At 69.8% G+C, this 21,810-nt stretch carries 20 protein-coding genes; 8 read left to right on the top strand and 12 right to left on the bottom strand.

Features of this window, described 5'->3' with window-relative positions; translation table 11 throughout:
• Window positions 1-37: 37 nt before the first annotated feature.
• Window positions 38-1,744, bottom strand: a complete 1,707-nt coding sequence (locus ACWD3I_RS13135) for a glycerol-3-phosphate dehydrogenase/oxidase (protein WP_365392453.1) — start codon at window positions 1,742-1,744, stop codon at window positions 38-40.
• Window positions 1,745-2,040: 296 nt separating this feature from the next.
• On the opposite strand from ACWD3I_RS13135, the gene ACWD3I_RS13140 reads away from it, so the two are divergent.
• The 3 genes from ACWD3I_RS13140 (at window position 2,041) to ACWD3I_RS13150 (ending at window position 4,145) form a co-directional block, all read left to right on the top strand.
• A complete protein-coding gene (locus tag ACWD3I_RS13140; protein WP_365392456.1) occupies window positions 2,041-3,252 on the top strand; it encodes a nucleotide sugar dehydrogenase in 1,212 nt (403 codons plus the stop codon).
• Window positions 3,253-3,387: 135 nt separating this feature from the next.
• Window positions 3,388-3,879, top strand: coding sequence for a hypothetical protein (locus ACWD3I_RS13145; RefSeq protein WP_365392458.1), 492 nt, complete (start codon window positions 3,388-3,390; stop codon window positions 3,877-3,879).
• Window positions 3,880-3,881: 2 nt separating this feature from the next.
• Window positions 3,882-4,145, top strand: coding sequence for a hypothetical protein (locus tag ACWD3I_RS13150; RefSeq protein ID WP_451084080.1), 264 nt, complete (start codon window positions 3,882-3,884; stop codon window positions 4,143-4,145).
• 66 nt (window positions 4,146-4,211) lie between these two features.
• Here the strand turns inward: ACWD3I_RS13150 and ACWD3I_RS13155 are convergent, their stop codons facing one another.
• The 4 genes from ACWD3I_RS13155 to ACWD3I_RS13170 form a co-directional block, all read right to left on the bottom strand.
• Entirely contained in the window at window positions 4,212-5,336 is a 1,125-nt protein-coding gene (locus tag ACWD3I_RS13155) for a GuaB3 family IMP dehydrogenase-related protein (protein WP_365392462.1), read from the bottom strand.
• Window positions 5,337-5,452: 116 nt separating this feature from the next.
• Complete coding sequence (gene guaB / locus ACWD3I_RS13160) at window positions 5,453-6,958, bottom strand: IMP dehydrogenase (protein WP_365392464.1); 1,506 nt, start codon at window positions 6,956-6,958, stop codon at window positions 5,453-5,455.
• A 202-nt stretch (window positions 6,959-7,160) separates the two neighbouring features.
• On the bottom strand, window positions 7,161-7,736 hold the full coding sequence (locus ACWD3I_RS13165; protein WP_059192858.1) for a sigma-70 family RNA polymerase sigma factor: 576 nt from the start codon (window positions 7,734-7,736) through the stop codon (window positions 7,161-7,163).
• A 280-nt stretch (window positions 7,737-8,016) separates the two neighbouring features.
• The gene (locus ACWD3I_RS13170; RefSeq protein ID WP_003948568.1) at window positions 8,017-8,628 is read right to left on the bottom strand and encodes a response regulator transcription factor; all 612 of its coding nucleotides are present in this window, start codon (window positions 8,626-8,628) and stop codon (window positions 8,017-8,019) included.
• Window positions 8,629-9,010: 382 nt separating this feature from the next.
• Here ACWD3I_RS13170 and ACWD3I_RS13175 point away from each other — a divergent pair, with 382 nt between their 5' ends.
• Window positions 9,011-9,340 (top strand): WhiB family transcriptional regulator, encoded by a 330-nt coding sequence (locus tag ACWD3I_RS13175; RefSeq protein WP_365392467.1) that lies wholly within the window; start codon window positions 9,011-9,013, stop codon window positions 9,338-9,340.
• A gap of 43 nt (window positions 9,341-9,383) precedes the next feature.
• Here the strand turns inward: ACWD3I_RS13175 and ACWD3I_RS13180 are convergent, their stop codons facing one another.
• Window positions 9,384-10,283 (bottom strand): LysR family transcriptional regulator, encoded by a 900-nt coding sequence (locus tag ACWD3I_RS13180; protein WP_365392469.1) that lies wholly within the window; start codon window positions 10,281-10,283, stop codon window positions 9,384-9,386.
• Between the two features lie 80 nt (window positions 10,284-10,363).
• Between ACWD3I_RS13180 and ACWD3I_RS13185 the strand changes: the two genes are divergently transcribed.
• Window positions 10,364-11,032: an MOSC domain-containing protein gene (locus ACWD3I_RS13185; protein WP_365392472.1), complete on the top strand. Its 669-nt coding sequence runs from the start codon at window positions 10,364-10,366 to the stop codon at window positions 11,030-11,032.
• 51 nt (window positions 11,033-11,083) lie between these two features.
• Window positions 11,084-11,857, top strand: coding sequence for an SDR family NAD(P)-dependent oxidoreductase (locus tag ACWD3I_RS13190; RefSeq protein WP_365392474.1), 774 nt, complete (start codon window positions 11,084-11,086; stop codon window positions 11,855-11,857).
• Window positions 11,858-12,087: 230 nt separating this feature from the next.
• On the opposite strand, the gene ACWD3I_RS13195 is transcribed toward ACWD3I_RS13190, so the two are convergent.
• Window positions 12,088-12,339 (bottom strand): hypothetical protein, encoded by a 252-nt coding sequence (locus tag ACWD3I_RS13195; protein WP_365392476.1) that lies wholly within the window; start codon window positions 12,337-12,339, stop codon window positions 12,088-12,090.
• A 127-nt stretch (window positions 12,340-12,466) separates the two neighbouring features.
• Here ACWD3I_RS13195 and ACWD3I_RS13200 point away from each other — a divergent pair, with 127 nt between their 5' ends.
• Window positions 12,467-13,174: an ester cyclase gene (locus ACWD3I_RS13200; RefSeq protein ID WP_365392478.1), complete on the top strand. Its 708-nt coding sequence runs from the start codon at window positions 12,467-12,469 to the stop codon at window positions 13,172-13,174.
• Between the two features lie 61 nt (window positions 13,175-13,235).
• Here the strand turns inward: ACWD3I_RS13200 and groL are convergent, their stop codons facing one another.
• The 4 genes from groL to ACWD3I_RS13220 all read right to left on the bottom strand — a co-directional run bounded on the left by groL (window position 13,236) and on the right by ACWD3I_RS13220 (window position 17,192).
• On the bottom strand, window positions 13,236-14,858 hold the full coding sequence (groL, locus tag ACWD3I_RS13205; RefSeq protein WP_266888916.1) for a chaperonin GroEL: 1,623 nt from the start codon (window positions 14,856-14,858) through the stop codon (window positions 13,236-13,238).
• A 129-nt stretch (window positions 14,859-14,987) separates the two neighbouring features.
• Window positions 14,988-15,296 (bottom strand): co-chaperone GroES, encoded by a 309-nt coding sequence (groES, locus tag ACWD3I_RS13210; RefSeq protein ID WP_003998759.1) that lies wholly within the window; start codon window positions 15,294-15,296, stop codon window positions 14,988-14,990.
• Window positions 15,297-15,546: 250 nt separating this feature from the next.
• Window positions 15,547-16,269 (bottom strand): polysaccharide deacetylase family protein, encoded by a 723-nt coding sequence (locus ACWD3I_RS13215; RefSeq protein ID WP_451084081.1) that lies wholly within the window; start codon window positions 16,267-16,269, stop codon window positions 15,547-15,549.
• Complete coding sequence (locus tag ACWD3I_RS13220) at window positions 16,266-17,192, bottom strand: polysaccharide deacetylase family protein (protein ID WP_365392481.1); 927 nt, start codon at window positions 17,190-17,192, stop codon at window positions 16,266-16,268. Before ACWD3I_RS13220 ends, ACWD3I_RS13215 begins: the two co-directional genes overlap by 4 nt.
• A gap of 90 nt (window positions 17,193-17,282) precedes the next feature.
• Here ACWD3I_RS13220 and ACWD3I_RS13225 point away from each other — a divergent pair, with 90 nt between their 5' ends.
• Window positions 17,283-18,464: a THUMP-like domain-containing protein gene (locus ACWD3I_RS13225; protein WP_365392483.1), complete on the top strand. Its 1,182-nt coding sequence runs from the start codon at window positions 17,283-17,285 to the stop codon at window positions 18,462-18,464.
• Here the strand turns inward: ACWD3I_RS13225 and ACWD3I_RS13230 are convergent.
• Entirely contained in the window at window positions 18,454-21,759 is a 3,306-nt protein-coding gene (locus ACWD3I_RS13230; protein ID WP_365392485.1) for an NACHT domain-containing protein, read from the bottom strand. The genes ACWD3I_RS13225 and ACWD3I_RS13230 overlap by 11 nt on opposite strands.
• Window positions 21,760-21,810 lie beyond the last annotated feature (51 nt).

Here is a 21,810-nt window from a genome sequence, read left to right on the forward strand (position 1 = left end):
GTGACGTCGAACCGGGATCCAAGGACGTGCGGGAGCCCTACAGCGGCGCGATGTCCGGCGCCCCCAACCGGGCCGCGTCGGCCGTCAGGTCGTCGGGCTGCCGCTGCGACTCCCGCTCCGCCTCCACTCGCTTCTCGTAGTGCTGGATCTCCCGCTCGATGTGGTCCTTGTCCCAGCCCAGCACCGGCGCCATCAACTCGGCGGCCTCCCGCGCGCTCCGCGTCCCCCGGTCGAAGGTCTCGATGGAGATCCGCGTCCGCCGGGTCAGCACGTCGTCCAGATGCCGCGCCCCTTCGTGCGAGGCGGCGTACACGACCTCGGCGCGCAGATAGTCCTCGGCCGCCTGCAGTGGCTCCCCGAGCGAGGCGTCCGCCGCGATGAGGTCCAGGACCTCCTCCGCCAGCGAGCCGAATCGGTTCAGCAGATGCTCCACCCGCACCACGTGCAGCCCCGTCCGGGCGGCGATCCGCGCTCGCGCGTTCCACAGCGCCCGGTATCCCTCGGCGCCCAGCAGCGGCACGTCCTCGGTGACGCACTCGGCGACCCGCAGATCGAGCGCGTGCACGGCTTCGTCCACGGCGTCCTTGGCCATGACCCGGTACGTCGTGTACTTGCCGCCCGCCACGACCACGAGCCCCGGCACGGGATGCGCCACGGTGTGCTCGCGGGACAGCTTGCTGGTGGCGTCCGACTCCCCGGCCAGCAACGGCCGCAGACCGGCGTACACGCCCTCGACGTCGTCGCGCGTGAGCGGCACGGCGAGCACCGAGTTCACATGTTCCAGCAGGTAGTCGATGTCCGCGCTGGACGCGGCGGGATGTGCCTTGTCGAGGTCCCAGTCGGTGTCGGTCGTGCCGATGATCCAGTGCCGGCCCCACGGGATGACGAACAGCACGGACTTCTCGGTGCGCAGGATCAGCCCGGTCGTCGCGTGGATGCGGTCCTTGGGTACGACGAGGTGGATGCCCTTGGAGGCCCGTACGTGGAACTGGCCCCGCTCGCCCACCATGGCCTGCGTGTCGTCGGTCCACACACCCGTGGCGTTGACGATCTGCTTGGCGCGGACCTCGTACTCCCCGCCCGCCTCGACGTCCTGCACCCGGGCGCCGACGACGCGTTCGCCCTCGCGGAGGAAGCCGGTCACCCGGGCACGGTTGGCGACCTGCGCACCGTATGCCGCCGCCGTACGCACCAGGGTGGCCACGAAGCGGGCGTCGTCCATCTGAGCGTCGTAGTACTGGAGGGCGCCGACCAGGGCGTCCTTCTTCAAGGCGGGTGCGATGCGCAGTGCGTGACGGCGGCTCAGGTGCCGGTGCATCGGCAGGCCCCGCCCATGCCCACGGGCCATCGACATGGTGTCGTAGAGCGCGACGCCGGAGCCGGCGTACAGCCGCTCCCAGCCCTTGTGCTGGAGCGGGTACAGGAACGGCACCGGCTTCACGAGGTGTGGAGCGAGCCGTTCCAACAACAACCCGCGTTCCTTCAACGCCTCCCGGACGAGGGCGAAGTCGAGCATCTCCAGGTAGCGCAGGCCACCGTGGATGAGCTTGCTCGACCGGCTCGAGGTGCCCGACGCCCAGTCACGTGCCTCGACCAGGCCGACGGACAGCCCGCGCGTCACCGCGTCGAGGGCGGTCCCGGCACCGACCACGCCGGCACCCACCACCAGTAGGTCCAGCTCGCGCTCGGCCATGGATGCCAGTGCCTCGGCCCGCTGTGCCGGCCCCAGTGTCGCTGTCCTCACCGCTGCCTCCCGCTGTCGGTCACGCCGGTCTCACCCGTGAGGAGTGACCCGGTCCGTATCCCTCATGCCCAAATTCTGACCGCCTTGCCCGGCTTCAGCCACCAGTCACCCCCAGCCTGTGGACAACTTCCACAAGGCATAGGCCAAAGCTTGAGGAACTCCAACGGGAACACACAAGGAATCAATCTCGTATTTCGGTCAGATTTACTCTTAGTCTGACATTGCGCTCGCTCGTCCAGTCCACAGGGCTTGCGCACCTGTCCCGCTTCGGCTACTGGGAAGGACGGTCCAACGCCATGCCCGCAGATCTCGCCGTCATCGGACTCGGCCCCTACGGACTGCCCCTGGCCCAGGCCGCCGTCGCCGCCGGCATCCCCACGCTCGGTTACCGCACCGGCCCCGAGGCCGGCTCCCTCAGCCCCGCCGAACTGCGCCGGATGCTCTCGGGGGGCTTCCGGCCGACCACCTCCCCCGCCGAACTCGGCCGGGTGCGCACGGCGGTCATCTGCGCGCCCACCCCGCGCGGGGCGGACGGCGGGCTCGACCTCACCCAGGTGGAGTCCGCGGCCCGCACCCTGGCCGCCCACCTGCGCCCGCACACCACGGTCATCCTGGAGTCCCCGGTCCCCCCGGGCACCACCGAGGACCTCCTGCGCCCCCTCCTCGAAGCGGGCTCCGGCCTCCGCGCGGGCCGCGACTTCCACCTGGCCTACTCCCCCAGCCGCGTCGACCCCGGCAACCGCGACTTCACCCCCGCCAACACCCCCAAGGTGATCGGCGGCCTGACCCCCGCCTGCACCGAGTCGGCGGCCGCCTTCTACTCACGCCTCACCGACAAGGTGGTACGCGCGCGTGGCCCGCGAGAGGCGGAGACGGTCCAGCTCCTGGAGACCAACTACCGCCACGTCAACATCGCCCTCGTCAACGAGATGGCCGTCCTCTGCCACGACCTGGGCGTCGACCTGTGGGACGTCGTCCGCTGCGCGGAGACCAAGCCCTTCGGCTTCCAGTCCTTCCGCCCCGGCCCCGGCGTCGGCGGCCACGCGGTCCCCCAGGACCTGACCGGCGCCCCCACCGGCCGCACCCTGCGCATGGTCGAACTGGCCCAGCAGGTCAACAGCCAGATGCCGCGCTACGTCGTCCAGCGCGCCGCCGCCCTCCTCAACGAGCACGGCAAGTCCGCGCGGGGCGCCCGCGTCCTGCTCCTCGGCGTGACGTACAAGCCCGACCTCGCCGACCAACAGGCCACGCCCGCCCGGGAGATCGCGATCCGCCTGATGGAGCTGGGCGCCTCGGTGAGCTACCACGACCCCCACGTCCCCTCCTGGAACGTCCTCGACCGCCCGGTCCCCCGCGCGGACTCCCTCTACGAGGCCGCCGCCGACGCCGACCTGACGATCCTGCTCCAGCAACACCGGACGTACGACCTCCAGGGCCTGTCGGTGAAGGCACAGCTGTTGCTGGACACGCGCGGGGCCACGCCGACGGGGGCGGCGCACCGGCTCTGAGGGCGAAATTGGCTGGTGGCGCCGGGTGGAGTGCCTGCTACTCTTCGGCGACTCGCCCGGCAGGCGAGCCTCGTCGCACACTCGTGCGCACACTCCGCTCCGCTCGCCCGACAGTCCCATGGGGGGATCTCTGTCATGACCCAGCCAACCTCGCCGCAGCCGCCCACCGACGGCAACCCGTTCGCCCAGCAGCCGGCCCCGGTGCCGCCGGCCGCCCCGGCCCAGGGCAATGTGACCCTCGGCGTGGTCGCCGCCGTCGTCGTGGCCCTGGTCACCGCGGGCATCTACGGCTACATCCTCAAGGCCACCGAGCGCGAGATCGGCTACGCCGCGATCGGCGTCGGCCTCGCCATCGGCTTCGCCGCGGGCAAGGTCGGCGGCGCGAACCCGATCCTGCCGATCGTGAGCGGCGTGCTGTCGCTGGGCGCGGTCTGCCTGGGTCAGCTGTTCGGGGTCGCGTTGATCATGGACGCCACCGAGGCCAGTGTCACCCTCACCGACGTGCTCACCGAGTACTCCGACCTGGTCGTCACGATCTGGAAGGAGTCGTTCGACGCGATGAGCTTCCTGTTCCTCGCCATCGGCGCCTTCGCCGCGTTCTCGGGCGCCAAGAAGGCCGTGGCCTGAGCGTGGTGCCCGTACCCGTGGTTCTCCTGCTGGTCGGTCTCGCGGCCACCGGATGGGGCGGCCGCTTGGCGTTCAACGTGCGCGGGGCGGCCGACGTCTGGGCGGAGCGCGCCAGGATCAACACCGAGCTGAGAGCCGCCGCCACGGGCGACTTCCGCCCGCTCGACATGGTGTGGACAGCCCACCAATTCCGCATACGGGGCGCCCGTATCTTCGCCGGCGGCCTCGTCCTGCTGATGGCCGCCTTCCTGGCGGCCTGGCTCTAAGCCGCGACGGCACACCGAAGGGCCCGTCCACCTCCCCGGTGGACGGGCCCTTCGACGTCGTACGACCTACCGCTTGTGCTGCGAGTCCGCCACCGTCACCTCGACGCGCTGGAACTCCTTCAGCTCGCTGTAGCCGGTGGTGGCCATGGCCCGCTTCAGGGCGCCGAAGAGGTTCATCGAGCCGTCGGGGGTGTGGGACGGGCCGGTCAGGACCTCCTCGACCGTGCCGACCGTGCCGAGGTCGACCTTCTTGCCGCGGGGAAGCTCCTCGTTGACGGCCTCCATGCCCCAGTGGTGGCCCCTGCCGGGCGCGTCCGTGGCGCGGGCGAGCGGGGAGCCCATCATGACGGCGTCCGCGCCGCAGGCGATGGCCTTGGGAATGTCGCCGGACCAGCCCACGCCACCGTCGGCGATGACGTGCACGTACCGGCCGCCGGACTCGTCCATGTAGTCACGGCGGGCCGCGGCCACGTCCGCGACCGCGGTCGCCATCGGGACCTGGATGCCCAGCACGTTGCGCGTGGTGTGCGCCGCGCCGCCGCCGAAGCCGACCAGGACGCCCGCGGCGCCGGTGCGCATCAGGTGCAGGGCGGCGGTGTAGGTGGCGCAGCCGCCCACGATCACCGGGACGTCGAGCTCGTAGATGAACTGCTTCAGGTTCAGCGGCTCGTGCGAACCCGACACGTGCTCGGCCGACACCGTCGTACCGCGAATGACGAAGATGTCCACGCCCGCGTCGACGACGGCCTTGGAGAACTGCGCCGTGCGCTGCGGGGAGAGCGCGGCCGCGGTGACCACGCCCGAGTCGCGCACCTCCTTGATGCGCGCGCCGATCAGCTCCTCCTTGATGGGGGCGGAGTAGATCTCCTGGAGGCGCCGGGTCGCCGTCTCCGAGTCCAGGCCGACGATCTCGTCGAGCAGCGGCTGCGGGTCCTCGTACCGCGTCCACAGTCCCTCGAGGTTCAGCACGCCGAGGCCGCCGAGCTCACCGATGCGGATCGCGGTGGCCGGGGAGACGACCGAGTCCATGGGGGCGGCCAGGAACGGCAGCTCGAAGCGGTAGGCGTCGATCTGCCAGGCGATCGAGACCTCCTTCGGGTCGCGCGTACGACGGCTCGGGACGACGGCGATGTCGTCGAAGGCGTACGCCCGGCGGCCGCGCTTGCCGCGCCCGATCTCGATCTCAGTCACGTGTGTGGCCTTTCCCTGATGCGTTGCAGCGCCTTCCAGTATCCCCGACGGCCACGCCCAGGGCGGCCCCGGAGGTCCCGGGGCCGCCCTGGGGAAGCCTGGCGACTGCCGGCCGACTACTTACGGCTGTAGTTCGGCGCCTCGACCGTCATCTGGATGTCGTGCGGGTGCGACTCCTTCAGACCCGCCGACGTGATCCGTACGAAGCGGCCGTTGGCCTGCAGCTCCGGTACCGTGCGGCCGCCGACGTAGAACATCGACTGCCGCAGTCCGCCGACCAGCTGGTGGACGACCGAGTGCAGCGGGCCGCGGTAGGGCACCTGGCCCTCGATGCCCTCGGGGACCAGCTGCTCGTCGGAGGCGACGCCCTCCTGGAAGTAGCGGTCCTTGGAGAACGACTTGCGCTCGCCGCGCGTCTGCATGGCGCCGAGCGAACCCATGCCGCGGTACGACTTGAACTGCTTGCCGTTGATGAACAGCAGCTCGCCCGGGGACTCCTCGCAGCCCGCGAGCAGCGAGCCCAGCATCACGGTGTCGGCGCCCGCGACCAGGGCCTTGGCGATGTCGCCGGAGTACTGGAGGCCACCGTCGCCGATGACCGGGATGCCGGCCTCCTTGGCGGCCAGCGCGGCCTCGTAGATCGCGGTGACCTGCGGGACGCCGATGCCGGCGACGACACGGGTCGTACAGATGGAGCCGGGACCGACGCCGACCTTGATGCCGTCCACGCCGGAGTCGATGAGCGCCTGGGCGCCGTCACGGGTGGCGATGTTGCCGCCGATGACGTCGACGCCCGCGGAGTTCGACTTGATCTTGGCGACCATGTCGCCGACGAGCCGGGAGTGGCCGTGCGCGGTGTCCACGACGATGAAGTCGACGCCCCGCTCGATCAGGGCCTGGGCGCGCTCGAAGGAGTCACCGGCGACACCGACCGCGGCACCGACGAGCAGCCGGCCCTCGGCGTCCTTCGCGGCGTTCGGGTACTTCTCCGCCTTGACGAAGTCCTTGACCGTGATCAGGCCCTTGAGGACGCCCGCGTCGTCGACCAGCGGAAGCTTCTCGATCTTGTGCTTGCGCAGCAGCTCCATGGCCTCGACGCCGGAGATGCCGACCTTGCCGGTGACCAGCGGCATCGGCGTCATGACCTCGCGGACCCGGCGGGAGCGGTCGCTCTCGAAGGCCATGTCGCGGTTGGTGACGATGCCGAGGAGCTTCTTGTTGGGGTCGGTGACCGGGACGCCGCTGATCCGGAACTTGGCGCACAGCGCGTCGGCCTCGGCGAGCGTGGCATCCGGGTGCACGGTGATCGGGTCGGCCACCATGCCGGACTCGGAGCGCTTCACCAGGTCGACCTGGTTGGCCTGGTCCTCGATGGAGAGATTGCGGTGCAGAACACCGACGCCGCCCTGACGGGCCATCGCGATCGCCATGCGCGACTCGGTGACCTTGTCCATGGCGGCGGACAGCAGCGGGATGTTCACCCGCACGTTCCTGGAGACGTACGAGGCGGTGTCGATCTCGTCGGGCGCCATGTCCGACGAGCCCGGCAGCAGCAGCACGTCGTCGTAGGTCAGCCCGAGTGTCGCGAATTTGTCAGGCACTCCGTCGACGTTTGCAGTCATGACACCTTCCCCAATGGCCTTGATCGGTGCGGATGTCCATGCTAACGGGAAGGAAGGGTCCCGAATTCCACGGTTCCGTCCGCCTACCGGCTTCGTATGTTCGTACGGAACTGAGGTGCGGCCTGTTCACCGAAGGAACAAAGGCACGGAACAAGGCACGGAACAAAGGCCAGGGACAACCGCAGGGAACAACCTCGGGGGACTACTGCTCGGCAAGGGCCCGCAGCCGGCTCAACGCCCGGTGCTGAGCCACCCGCACCGCTCCGGGTGACATTCCCAACATCTGCCCCGTCTCCTCCGCCGTCAGCCCCACCGCGATCCGCAGCAGCAACAGCTCCCGCTGGTTCTCGGGGAGGTTGGCCAGCAGCTTCTTGGCCCATTCGGCGTCACTGCTGAGCAGCGCCCGCTCCTCGGGGCCGAGGGAGTCGTCCGGCCGCTCGGGCATCTCGTCGGACGGCACCGCCGTCGAGCCGGGGCCACGCATCGCCGCACGCTGCAGGTCGGCGACCTTGTGGGCGGCGATGGCGAAGACGAAGGCCTCGAAGGGCCGACCGGTGTCCCGGTAGCGCGGCAGGGCGAGGAGAACCGCGACACAGACCTCCTGCGCCAGGTCCTCCACGAAGTGACGTGCGTCGCCGGGCAGCCGTGACAGACGGGTGCGGCAGTAGCGCAGCGCCAGTGGGTGGACATGGGCGAGCAGGTCGTGTGTCGCCTGCTCATCCCCGTCGACGGCGCGGTGAACGAGCCCACCGATCACCGTCGTCTCGTCCTCGCGCATCGGTCCATGGTGCCTTGCGGCCGTTTCATCCGCGGCACCACGTCCGATGTTGTGCACCGAAGCGTTATGAGCAGGTGCGCCGGAACTCATACCCTGCGCCCTCCCCTTCCGCTCGACCGACTCGTCCCCGAGAGACTCCACACCTCAAGGATGCGGCATCGGCGCCGAAACAAGCAGCGGACACCGTCAGGGCCACTTGACCGACGCCGGGTTCCGCGCCCCGAAGGGGCGCGGGGAACTGCGCGACCAGCCACGAACGACCCGCAGCCGATACGACTACCTAGCGAACCAGACCCCACCGGAACCCGAGCGCGACCGCATGCGCCCGGTCAGAAGCGCCAAGCTTCTTGAACAGCCGACGGGCGTGCGTCTTCACGGTGTCCTCGGACAGGAACAGCTCACGCCCGATCTCCGCGTTGGACCGACCGTGGCTCATCCCTTCGAGCACCTGGATCTCACGCGCGGTGAGCGTAGGCGCCGCCCCCATCTCGGCGGACCGCAGCCGACGGGGAGCGAGCCGCCACGTCGGGTCGGCGAGGGCCTGCGTCACCGTCGCCCGCAGCTCCGCGCGCGACGCGTCCTTGTGCAGATAGCCCCGCGCGCCCGCGGCGACCGCGAGCGCGACCCCGTCCAGGTCCTCCGCGACGGTGAGCATGATGATGCGCGCACCGGGGTCCGCGGACAGCAGCCGACGGACGGTCTCGACGCCGCCCAGACCGGGCATGCGTACGTCCATCAGAATCAGGTCCGAGCGGTCGGCGCCCCAGCGGCGGAGGACTTCCTCGCCGTTGGCCGCGGTCGTCACGCGCTCTACGCCGGGCACGGTCGCGACCGCGCGGCGGAGCGCCTCTCGGGCAAGCGGGGAGTCGTCGCAGACGAGGACGGATGTCATGGCCGTCCTCCGCAGCTGATGCACGTCACCTTGAGCCTCCAGGCTGGTACGAAATCGTCACCTGTGCGGTCGACCGTCTCGGACGCTTGCCCGAGCGCTTTGTGTTTCAACCGCCTCCGCACTCTCAACGACGGTCACTCGAAAGAGTTACGGGGCCGTGTGCCATCTTCGGCACTCTACGTGAGGGGGCGGACACGGTGCAGACATGCACGACGGACCCACAACGTTTCATCACAACCAGTGCCCCATTTAGCTCTATTTCTTCCCATTTACTGGTGTCTGAGGCTAGATTCGCAATGAGTCATATTTTCATCTCCTTAGATCGCAGATGTACGGTCGTAGACACCGTATCCGCCACAGAACGGCTACAAGGGGTCACGCAATGGCAGATTTCTCCCGCCTTCCCGGACCGAACGCGGACCTGTGGGACTGGCAGCTCCTGGCTGCCTGTCGCGGGGTGGACAGCTCGCTCTTCTTTCATCCGGAGGGCGAGCGAGGAGCGGCCCGGAGCGCTCGTGAGAACTCGGCCAAGGAGGTCTGCATGAGATGCCCGGTCCGCGCCCAGTGCGCGGCGCACGCAATGGCGGTGAGAGAGCCGTACGGCGTCTGGGGCGGGCTGACCGAGGACGAGCGCGAGGAGCTCATGGGACGGGCGCGGAACCGGCTGGTGACGGCGTCGTCGGTCGGTGGGCACGCCGTCTCGAACAACTGAAGGAACGTTTCTTCCAGAAGGGCACGCGTACGCGTGCCCTTCCTTACTTCCGGCCCGCCGCGTTTGCGAGCTGGTCCAGGGTCGCCGCCACCGCGGGCACCTGGGCCAGATCGGGCAGGGTCAGCGCGACGATCTCCCGCCGCACGGCCGGTTCCAGCGTGACGGTGCGCGCGCCTCGCGGCCTTACGGACTCGACGGCCAGCTGCGGCAGCACGGCCACGCCGAGGCCGGCGCCCACCAGTCCCACCACCGCCGGATAGTCGTCGGTCGCGAAGTCGATGCGGGGCGTGAACCCGGCGCCCTCGCACACCTCGACCAACTGCCCCCGGCAGCGCGGACATCCGGCGATCCAGGGCTCCCGCGCCAGCTCCCCGATGGCCACGGACCCGGCGGACGCGAGCCGATGCCGCTCCGGTACGAGGGCGACGAGACGGTCCCGCAGCAGTGGCCGTACGACGAGGTCGTCCCACTCGCCTTCCTGGGCGGCCCCCTCGTACCGGAAGGCGAGGGCGACATCGCAGTCGCCTTCCCTCAACATCGCGACGGACTGCGGGGGTTCGGCCTCCTCCAGGGAGACCCGCGTGCCCGGGTGCGCGGCACGCAGCGCCGCGAGCGCGGTCGGTACGAGGGTGGAGCTGCCGCTGGGAAAGGAGACGAGCCGCACGCGCCCGGCCCGCAGTCCGGCGATGGCGGCGACCTCTTCCTCCGCCGCCGTCAGTCCGGCGAGGATCCCGGCGGCATGCCGCACGAGCGCCTCCCCCGCCTGCGTCAGCCGCATCTCGCGGCCGCTGCGGATGAGCAGCGGGGTGCCGACGGACGCCTCCAGGGCCTTCATCTGCTGGCTCACGGCAGGCTGGGTGCAGCCCAGTTCGCGCCCGGCGGCGGAGAAGGAGCCGGTGGCGGCGACGGCGCGCAGGACACGGAGATGACGGGCCTCGATCACCCTTCGAGGATAAGCCGGGCTTTGATACGACGGCGAATAGTGCGTGGCATCTTTGGGCGCCGATGTCCTACCGTGCCGCTATGAAACTTCTGTCGGTGAATCTGGGCCGCGAGAAGGCCGTTTCGTACACGGACAACCCGGAGGGCGTCACCGGTATCGACAAGCGGCCGGTCGAGGGACCGGTGCGGGTGGCCGCGCCCGGCCCCAAGGGCATCGGCGGCAGTGGGCTCGCCGGGGACGCGGTGTGCAAGAGGCAGCACCACGGCGGCGACGACCAGGCCGTGTACGCGATGGCGCGCGAGGACCTGGACGACTGGGAGCGCGAGCTCGGCCGCCCCCTGGCCAGCGGCGCCTTCGGCGAGAACCTCACGACACAGGGCATCGACGTCTCCGGCGCGCTGATCGGCGAACGCTGGCGCATCGGGCCCGAGGTGGTGCTGGAGGTCACCAGCGCGCGCATCCCGTGCGGCACCTTCCAGGGCCACATGGCGGAGAAACGGTGGGTGAAGCGGTTCACGCAGAAGGGCGCACCCGGGGCGTACCTGCGGGTGATCCGGCCCGGCGAGATCCGCACCGGGGACCCGGTCGAGATCGTGCACCGGCCGGACCACGACGTGACGGTGGCCCTGGCGTTCCGCGCGATGACCACCGAACGGCCCCTGCAGCCAAGGCTGTTGGCTGCGGGCGAGGCACTCCATCCGGAGGTGCGGAAGTGGGCGCTTGAATATGTGGAGAAGCAGGGCGCCTGACGACGCCCTCGGCAAGCGGACGCTGTCGGTCCTGGTCATTAACCTTGCGTCATGACAACGGCATTGATTACGGGATCGACCGCGGGCATCGGTGCCGCGTTCGCACGGCGCCTCGCCGCCGACGGCCACAACCTCGTCCTGGTGGCCCGCGACACCAAGCGGCTGCGCGAACAGGCCACCGAACTCCACGACCGCCACGGCATCGAGGCGGAGGTCCTCACGGCGGACCTCGCGGAGGACTCCGGCATCGAGACGGTGACCGCCCGCCTCGCCGACCGCAGGAACCCGGTCGACCTGCTGGTCAACAACGCCGGCTTCGGCAACAAGGGCCGCTACCTCGACGTCTCCATGGCCGACGAGCTGAAGATGCTCAAGGTCCACTGCGAGGCGGTGCTCCGACTGACGTCGGCGGCGACGGAGGGGATGCGCGAGCGCGGCCGCGGCGGCGTGGTCAACGTCGCCTCGGTGGCGGCCTTCGTTCCCCGCGGCACGTACGGGGCGTCCAAGGCGTGGGTCGTGCAGTTCACCCAGGGGGCGGCCAAGGATTTGGCGGGCAGCGGGGTACGGCTGATGGCCCTCTGCCCCGGCTTCGTACGCACCGAGTTCCATGAGCGGGCGGGCATGGGCACGGACAACATTCCCGGCTGGATGTGGCTCGACGCCGACAAGCTCGTGGCGGCCGCGCTGAACGACCTTGCGCGAGGGAAGACGGTGTCGGTTCCGGATCCTCGGTACAAGGCGTTGATGGGGGTGGTGAAGGTGGTGCCCCGGGGGGTGCTCGGGGGGATCAGTTCCAGGACGGGGCGGAAGTACGGGCCCCAGTAAGGGTGCGCAGTTCGTCGACGATCCAGGGGACGGTCCAGGGGCCGAGGGGTACCACCGCCGGAAGGACGTCGAGCCCTGAGCCTTCGCCGAGGAGGGGACGTACGACGAGTTCGTGGCCCAGCGCCAGGTCCACGGCGGCGGCCGGGCTGACGCGGCCCGGGTGGGTTGGCCCGCGGTGGCGAGGAGTCGGACAAGGGTGTCCGAGGCCTCTTCCGTGAGCCAAGCCGTCGTCACCCACGGCCCGGTACGCGCGATACAGACGGGCGCAGGGCGAACCACGACGTCAGGGCGGTCTTGCCCGCCCGGGCCTCCGCCCGCCACCAGGCGTACGCCGGGCCGGAGTCGGTCGTGCAGAAGTCCGCGAGGGCGGCCAACTCGGTTTCGCGGCCGATCAGTTCGGGTGGGACGATACGGCGCACCTGCTCCCGGCAGGCCGAGCGCACCGCGGGCGCGAGACTGACGACATTGCCGTCGCCCGTCACCGCCGCCCCGATGTCGCCGCCCGCCGAGACGGACCGTGCCCCCGCGCCTCCATGGCGCTCATGATGCCGAAGGGGAGGAGAATGGTGCCGTACAACCGGACCCAGGGGGGCCGGAGGCGACGGTGTCATGACCTTCGTACAGCTCATCGACTGCAGGACCAGCCGCTTCGACGAGATGAACCGGCTGATGGACACATGGGTCGAGCAGACCAAGGGGAGACGGACGGCGACGCACACCACCATCGCGAAGGACCGGGGGGATGCGTCGCACTTCGTCGAGATCGTGGAGTTTCCGTCGTACGAGGAGGCGATGCGGAACTCCGAGCTGCCGGAGACCGACAGGATCTTCCGGGAGATGGTCGCTCTGTGTGACGAGATGCCGACCTTCACCGATCTGGACGTGGTGCGGGACGAGCAGCTGTACACGACCACCGCTCGACGGTTCTTCGAGACCTTGGCCGGGAGCGGGGAACTGTCGGCGCTCGGGGACCTGGTCGTCGCGGAGTATCACGACCACGATCCCGCCAATGAACAGGACGCCGTCGGGCTCGATGCCATGCGGCAGGAGGTCGAGACGTGGCGGGGTGCCTTCGACTTCGGGTTCACGATCCATGAGCAGATCGCCCAGGGCGACCGGGTGTGCACCCGGTGGAGCTGGAACGGGACCCATGTCGGGGACTTCTTCGGGATCGCGGCCAGCGGGAAGCGGGTCACCATGACCGGGACCACCATTCACCGGTGCGCCCCCGACGGGCGGATCGCCGAGGGCTGGTGGCAGTACGACCGGCTCGGGCTGATGGCGCAGTTGGGTGCGCTGGACGCGCTGGAGCAATAGGCACGGGAAAAGCCCCCGGTCCGCCGCAGCGGAACGGGGGCTTTCCTCAGGTGTCAGAACCTCAGTGGGAGTGACCGTGGCCGTGGCCCGCCTCGGCCGGCTCCTCTTCCTTCTTCTCGACGACCAGGGTCTCGGTCGTCAGGAGGAGGGAGGCGATGGAGGCGGCGTTCTCCAGGGCGGAGCGGGTGACCTTGACCGGGTCGATGACGCCGGCCTTGACCAGGTCGCCGTACTCGCCGGTGGCGGCGTTGAAACCCTGGCCCTTGTCGAGCTCGGCGACCTTGGAGGTGATGACGTAGCCCTCCAGGCCGGCGTTCTCGGCGATCCAGCGCAGCGGCTCGACGACGGCCTTGCGGACGACCGCGACACCGGTGGCCTCGTCGCCGGTCTTGCCCAGACCGCCCTCGAGGACCTTGGCGGCGTGGACCAGAGCGGAGCCACCACCGGAGACGATGCCCTCCTCGACCGCGGCGCGGGTCGCGGAGATGGCGTCCTCCAGACGGTGCTTCTTCTCCTTCAGCTCCACCTCGGTGGCGGCGCCGACCTTGATCACGCACACGCCGCCGGCCAGCTTCGCGAGGCGCTCCTGGAGCTTCTCGCGGTCCCAGTCGGAGTCCGTGTTCTCGATCTCGGCCTTGATCTGGGCGACGCGGCCCGTGACGTCCGCGGAGTCACCGGCACCGTCGACGACCGTGGTGTCGTCCTTGGTGATCGTCACGCGGCGGGCGGAGCCCAGCACGTCGAGACCGGCCTGGTCGAGCTTGAGGCCGACCTCCTCGGAGATGACCGTGGCGCCGGTGAGGACCGCCAGGTCCTGCAGCATCGCCTTGCGGCGGTCGCCGAAGCCGGGGGCCTTGACCGCGACCGCGTTGAAGGTGCCACGGATCTTGTTCACGACCAGGGTCGACAGGGCCTCGCCCTCGACGTCCTCGGCGATGATCAGCAGCGGCTTGGAGGCACCGCCCTGGATGACCTTCTCCAGCAGCGGCAGCAGGTCCTGGATCGAGGAGATCTTGCCCTGGTTGATCAGGATGTACGGGTCGTCGAGGACGGCCTCCATACGCTCCTGGTCCGTCACGAAGTACGGAGACAGGTAGCCCTTGTCGAAGGCCATGCCCTCGGTGAAGTCCAGCTCCAGGCCGAAGGTGTTGGACTCCTCGACGGTGATGACACCGTCCTTGCCGACCTTGTCCATCGCCTCGGCGATGAGCTCGCCGACCTGGGTGTCCTGGGCGGACAGCGCGGCGACGGCGGCGATGTCCGCCTTGTCCTCGATCGGGCGGGCGGTCGCGAGGAGCTCCTCGGAGACCGCGGCGACGGCCGCGTCGATGCCCTTCTTCAGCAGCGCCGGGGAGGCACCCGCGGCGACGTTCTTCAGGCCCTCGCGGACGAGCGCCTGGGCCAGCACGGTGGCGGTGGTCGTACCGTCACCCGCGATGTCGTTGGTCTTGGTCGCCACCTCCTTCACCAGCTGGGCGCCGAGGTTCTCGTACGGGTCGTCGAGCTCGACCTCGCGGGCGATGGTGACACCGTCGTTGGTGATGGTGGGGGCGCCGAACTTCTTGTCGATGACGACGTTGCGGCCCTTGGGGCCGATCGTCACCTTGACCGTGTCGGCAAGCTTGTTGACGCCGCGCTCGAGGGCGCGACGGGCGTCCTCGTCGAACTTCAGGATCTTCGCCATGGGAGCGGTTCAGCCCTCTCGGAAAACGTGGGTGAAACGAACTGCGCCCCCGACGCCCGGCTGATTAATGGTCGCGGGGGCCAGGGGCGCAGCTCACATGCAATGTGCTTCGGTGAGGAAGCGGGTGAATTACTTCTCGATGATCGCGAGCACGTCGCGAGCCGAGAGGACGAGGTACTCCTCGCCGTTGTACTTCACCTCGGTGCCGCCGTACTTGCTGTACAGCACGATGTCGCCGGTCTTGACGTCGAGCGGCAGGCGCTCGCCGTTCTCGAAGCGGCCCGGGCCCACGGCCAGGACGACGCCCTCCTGGGGCTTCTCCTTGGCGGTGTCCGGAATGACCAGGCCAGAGGCGGTGGTCTGCTCGGCGTCGAGCGGCTGGACCACAATGCGGTCCTCGAGCGGCTTGATGGCAACCTTGGAGCTGGTGGTCGTCACGATCCGACCTCCCCCTTCGGAGATCTCACGGGGTTAACTGTCTGAGGTGGCGACCAGGTGGATCCGTCGTCGCGGGTGCCGGACCTGCCCGTCGCTATTGGCACTCTCCAGGGGGGAGTGCCAGACCCGAGACTATGACTGCGATTAGCACTCGGTCAAGCGGAGTGCCAATTCACTGCGGCGCGGCGGTCCGAAGACACCGACACGGGCACCACCACGGACACCATCACGGGCACCCCCACGGGTGCCCCTACAGGTAGTCCTCCAGCCGTCCCACCCTCAGCCCCGCCCTCCGGATCTCCCCCAGCAGCCGCTCCGTGCGCGCCACCAGCGTCAGCCCCGTCGTCCCGATCGATGCCACGGAGATGATGTCGCCGGGGAGCAGGCGGCGCTCCCCCGTCGGGTAGGTCAACCGCTCGTCCCCCATCGACGCCCGCCACAGCACGACCGCCGCGACGCCGCAGTCGGCGGCGGCGCGCAGGGTGGTCGTGTCGTAGGTGCCGTAGGGCGGGCGGAAGAGGTGGGGGCGGATGCCGAAGCGGGACTTGAGTTTGTCCTGCTGGCCGCAGATCTCGGCGCGCTGCCCGGCGTACGGCAGACCGCGCAGGGCGGTGTGGTCGAGGGTGTGGTTCTGGATCGAGGCGCCCACCGACTGGAGCCGGGCGAAGTGCCCGTACCCGGGGCCGACGACGCTGTCGGTGAGGAACATGCTGACGGGCAGCCGCCGTTCACGGACCAGTTCGACGAAGCGCGGGTCCTTCTCGGCACCGTCGTCGTAGGTCAGGAAGACGACCTTGTCGGAGGTGGGGGCCCGCCTCACGACGGACGGCGGCCCCGTCCCGGACCCCGTCGCCGTAGCGCCGTAGGAACCCGCCTTGCCCAGCCGCTCGACGGGGTCGACGGACCGGGCGCAGCCGGCGGTGAGCAGCATGACCGCCGCCAGGACCGCGGCAGCCGGTCCGCGCGAACTCACAGGTAGTCCTCGAGGCGGGCCACCGCGTACCCCTCGGCCGTGACCTTGTTCAGGAACCGCCGGATCATGTCGGACATCGTGCCCTTCCACTCCCCCCGGCCGCGGAAGTGACTCAGCACGATGTCACCCGGGCGGATCTTCCGGTCCCACTCGCGGTAGTCCCAGCGGTCGACGAAGACCTCCTCGTTCCAGATCGGCGCGTACTTCACCCCGCAGGACTTCGCGGCGCGCAGCGTGGCCTCGTTGTAGTTGCCGAAGGGCGGGCGGAAGAGGGTGGGGCGCTTGCCGTAGCGCTTCTCGATGACGTCCTGCATGCCGCAGATCTCGTGCTTCTGGCGGGCGTAGGACAGTCCCGGCAGGTAGGGGTGGTGAAGCGTGTGGTTGTTCAGTCCGACCCCCCTGTCCTGCATGTCCTTGAAGTAGCCGTAGTCGCCCTTGACCAGGTAGTTGCTCAGGAAGGCGGTGTACGGGATCTTCAGCTCGCTCATCATCCGCAGGAACGCCGGGTCCTTCTCGGCGCCGTCGTCGATGGTGAGGAAGACGATCTTCTCCTTGGTCGGGATCGTGGTGAAGACCGGCGGGAGACCCTTCGCCTCGTGGCCGTCCACCTCGAAGCCCTTGCGGGTCGTGATCCTCGGCTTCTTCACGGGCGGCGCGGGAGGCGCCAGCGGGACTCCGGCCAGGCCCCAGCGTTTCGCGACCTTCGCCGCGGCGCGGAGCTTCGTGGCGTACGAGTCCAGGGCCCGGGCCGGGGCTCCCTTCAGGGGCTGCTGGCCGGGCGCCGGACGCACCGGACGTACCTCGGTGCTCTCGCCCCGCGCACAGCCCGAGGCGATGACGGCGACGGCGAGCACGGCGATCCCGACACGGGCCCGAGAAGTATGAATGGCCCGGCTTTTGTAATTTTGTCCTACTGATCCCATGGCGCCGGATCCTCGCAGGTCACCGCCCTGCTCCCGGGCCGACACCGCCGCCGGAGGCGGACCGTCCACCGACTGGCCCACAATGTCCCGGTGAACGACCTCGCCCCCCTCCTCACCCCCGAGGGCCGCGCCCTCCTCGACACGGTGCGCGACACCGCCCCCGCCGACGAACTCGCCGTCGCCACCCGGCTGCGCCGCGAGCACCCCGCGGAGCTGGTGTCGGCCGCGCTCGGCCAGGCCCGGCTGCGGCAGCGGGCGGCGGTGAAGTTCGGGGCCGAGGACGCGGGACGGATGTTCTTCACACCGAACGGGGTCGAGCAGTCGACGCGGGCGAGTGTGGCGACGTATCGCGCACAGCGGCTCGGGGAGCTGGGCGTCACCTCCGTCGCCGACCTGTGCAGCGGGATCGGGGGCGACGCGATCGCGCTCGCCCGGGCCGGGATCCGGGTGCTCGCCGTGGACCACGATCCGCTCACCGCCGCCGCGGCACGGGCCAACGCCGACGCGCTGGGGCTCGCCGACCTGATCGAGGTGCGGGAGGCGGATGTCACCGACATCGACACCGCCCCGTACGACGCCGTGTTCGTCGACCCGGCCCGGCGTTCCTCCAAGCGCGGCCGGATCTTCGATCCCGAGGCCTACTCGCCGCCCCTGTCCTGGGCGATCGACACCGCCCTCAAGGCGCCCCATGCCGCGCTGAAGATCGCCCCCGGCATCCCGCACGAGATCGTCCCCGCCGAGGCCGAGGCCGAGTGGATCTCCGACGGCGGAGACGTCAAGGAGGCGGTGCTGTGGTTCGGGACGGCACCGGGGGCTGTGCGGGCGACCCTGCTGCCGGGTCCGCGCACCCTGCTCGGGCGGGGCCTTGCGGACCCCGAAGTCCGGCCTGTCGGACGGTACTTGTACGAGCCCGACGGCGCCGTCATCCGCGCCCACCTGGTCGCCGAGGTCGCCGAGGACCTGGAGGGCGGGCTGATCGACGCCACCATCGCCTACATCACCGCCGACGAGCAGCACGTGACCCCGTATGCGACGGCGTACGAGATCACCGACCAACTCCCCTTCAACGTCAAGAAGTTGAAGGCGCTGCTGCGCGAGCGCGAGGTCGGGATCCTGACCGTGAAGAAGCGCGGGTCGGCCGTGGAGCCGGAGGAGCTGCGCAAAAAGGTGCTGCCGAAGCCCTACGGGAGCAAGTCGGCGACCGTGTTCCTGACACGGGTGGCGGGGGCACCGACGATGCTGGTCGGGCGGCCGGCTCAGGTCATGTCGTGAGCGGGACGATCGTGTGGTCGGGGAGGACCCGGACGCGGGCACGGCGGCTCACCTCGTGGGTGAGGTCGTAGGCTCTGACGGCCCAGTCGAGCCACCTGTCCTGCCGGTGGGCAATCTGGAGCAGCAGTGCGACGGACTCGGCGTCGTCGGCGGCGGCTGCTGCCAGGGGCAGGAGCTCACCGAGCTCCCTCTCGAACGAGAACGGACTGTCCTCGACAGCCAGGCAGGCCCGGAGGACAGCGTGTACACGGGAATGCGGAACCAGTAACGGCCGTTCTTGGGAGAAACCGGCCCTGGTTCGGTCCGTCTCGAGGAAGATGTCCAGTCCTCGCTCGGGGGCGAACCCGTAAAGCCACTCCAGGGCTTCCTCGGAGAGGCCTCGTGCGACGCCGATGTCCCCGTAGGGGGAGGACACTTCGGCCAGTCGCTCGGCGATACGGCCGCCCCAGGACATGGTGTGCCCGGGGCTGTTCTCGTAGCTCAGTGTTGCGGGGATGGCCTCGCTCAGGATCGCGTCACGGATGACACCGAGTCCGGTCGGCACTCCCCAGGCGGCCAGGGTCGCGGCGGCGCCCACGGAGATGTGCACCTCAGGGCTGGCCATGAGGGTGTCGAGGTCAAGGACCTCTTCGGCGCTCCCGGGGCTGTGGTCGAGCCATTCCAGAGCCAGCCAGCGCACTTGCCAGATCTTGGTGTCGTCGCGGGCAAGATCGAACACCGCACCTCGGTGTGCCAGGCCGTGCCCCTTCGTGGAGAACTCGACGAGAGCGACCATCAAGGGGAGTCGCAGAAGGTCGGTCGCCCATGCGGACCGGACGATGTCGAGCAGCACGGCGACTCCACGATCACCGCCCGTGGCCAGATACGCCCCTGCCAGATTCACCCGTTCGAAGAACCAGTCCTCACGGCGTACGAGAAGTTCCAGAAGCGGCTCCTGCACATCGAGGTCCCTCGCTTCCGCGAGCACCTCGCTGATCAGCCTGGCGGCGTGCCAGAAGGAACTTCCCTCCGCGCAGATCTCGAGCGCACGCAAACACTCGTCGGCAGGACCGCCCACGGCGCAGTACGCACCGAGCACGGCAGTGAGCTCATAAGTCACGGAGTAGTCGTCGCCCGAATCAGGTTTCGGGCGGCCGAGCAGGTCCACCAGCTCTCTCGTCAGCCTGGGAAGGGCGGCCTCCACTCGAAGCTCCCCAAGTGCTCTGACGAGACGCTGCCGCAGGGGGTCTTGCGCCGTCCCGAGGCTGAGGACGGCCAGCAGCCGCTCGCCCACCTTCCGCCCGCCGTGCGCGGCCAGCGCATCGACCAGCGCGCGCCGGGGGGCGAGCGCCCGTCCCGCATCCGCGATGTAGGCGACCACCTCGTCCAGCTGCTGCTCCGACCCCAGCACCCCCACGACGGCCTCCGCCGCCCGCTTCCGCTCCCCGTCGTGCCGCGATGTCTCCAGAAGCTGCCACACCGTGCGGATGATCTCCCGTCGCAGCGCCACGTCGGTCACCCGCGGACTCCCCGTCAGACACCGCGCCGCCAGCAGCAGATCCGTATGGAAGAGGTCGTCGTGCGGCAGGTGCAGCAGCCCGGCGTCGTCCGGCCGCGTCCGACGCACCCCCGGCTCCAGCTGAAGCACCCCCGACAGCAGCGGTGTCGCGTCCGGCAGTGACCCCGCCAGCAGCAGGATCACCTCCTCCCACCACGGCTCGTGCCTGGCCGCCACCGCCCGCTCGATCCCGGCGGGTCCCTTCTCCAGCAGGGAGGCCGCCGCGAAGTGTTCCTGAAGGGTCAGGTGGAGGAAGCCGTACCAGCCGTGGGCCTGGGCCTTCAGGAGGCCGTACTGGGCGGCGATCTCGTCCAGGATCGCCCGGCTGTCGGTGTGGGGCAGGTCGATCGTCGGAAGGAACCGCTCGATCTGGTGGAGCAGGTCCTCCTCCGGGAAATAGCGCATCCCGCGCTCGTGGTAGTGCCGGGCGATCTCCTTGAGGAGGTCCTGCTTGCGGTCCGTCGTGAAGCGGCTGTAGCGGGTGATCTTGCGGTGGGCGTCCCACTCGCGCAGCAGGACCTCCACGCAGCGCCGGTACAACGCCGATCTGCGCTCCGGGAGTTCCAGGTCACGCTCGTAGACGATGGCGATCAGGCTGAGCAGCAGCGGGTTCGTGGCGAGGGTCTGGAGCCGGGCGTTGGCGGACAGGGCGCGCAGGAGCCCACCGCGGCGACGGTCGCGTTCGCCGAACCAGTTGGCGACGAACGTCTCGATCTGCGGCCACTCGAAGTCCAGCGCCTCCAGTGCCTGGAACTGGGGCAGCCCGCCCTGCCAGCCGTGCCGGCGGCAGGTCGTGGCGATCGGGGCCCTCGGGTAGCGGGTGGCCAGCCGGGTGATCTCCTCGGTGACCCTGTTGTACGTGCCCGTCGCGTCCTCCGCACTCTCCCCGCCCAGGACCTCGTCCAGGCCGTCGAGCAGCAGGGCCGCCGTGCCGTCGGCCAGCTTCTCCGCCACATACGCCCGGGCGTCCCCGAAGCCGTACTGGTCGGCCCAGTACTCGGCGAGGTAGTCGAGCAGGTCGTCGTGGCCGCTCTCGGCGAAGCGGAACAGTTCGACGTAGGCGGGGAGTTCGGGCAGTGTCTCGCCCTCGGTCTGCCGGGCCATGCGCAGGGCGAGATGGCGCAGCATGGTGGTCTTGCCGGCGCCCGGATCGCCCACGACGACGATGCGCTGGTAGCGCTGGAGGGCGTCGACCGGGGCGTAGGTGTGAGTGGTATCGGAGGAGCCGGCGGGGTGGGGCGCCTGGCGGGAATCATCCCGTGTACGGTCCCGGCCGGCCCTCTGGGCCGCCATCAGAGTGGGGTCGTTCTCGCGGAGGAACCGGAGCGGCTGCTGTTCCTGGACGCGAACCTGGACGTAGAGGCGGTCCAGGCGCAGTGGGCGGGACATGTCGAGGATGCGCAGCGTGGAAAGCTCCTGGGCGAGGCGCGTGCAGTAGGCAGCCGCATCCGCGACCAGGCCGGTGCGCCGCGCGGCCAGCTGCTCGGCGGCCCGGGTACGTTCCCGTTCCGTCTCCTCGGCCGTGCGTCGGCGCTCGCGTTCGGCGACGCGCCGCTCATGCGCCCATTCGCTCTCCCTCAGCCGCAGATCGGCTGTGTGCTGGAGCTGGATCTTCTCCTTCTCCAGGACCTTGGTCCTGCGGGTCTGCCACAGAGCGACCGCACCCGCGATCAGCGCCACGGCCACGCCGCCCACAGCCGTGATGAGCGAGGCGCTGTCGAGTGCGAGGTTCTGCCCGGCGTCGGCATCGAACAGCACGACCCTGTCCCCCGATTCCCCCGAATCCTGGTACTCCGTCGATTCTGGCAG

This window comes from Streptomyces sp. NPDC002817 (assembly GCF_053592055.1).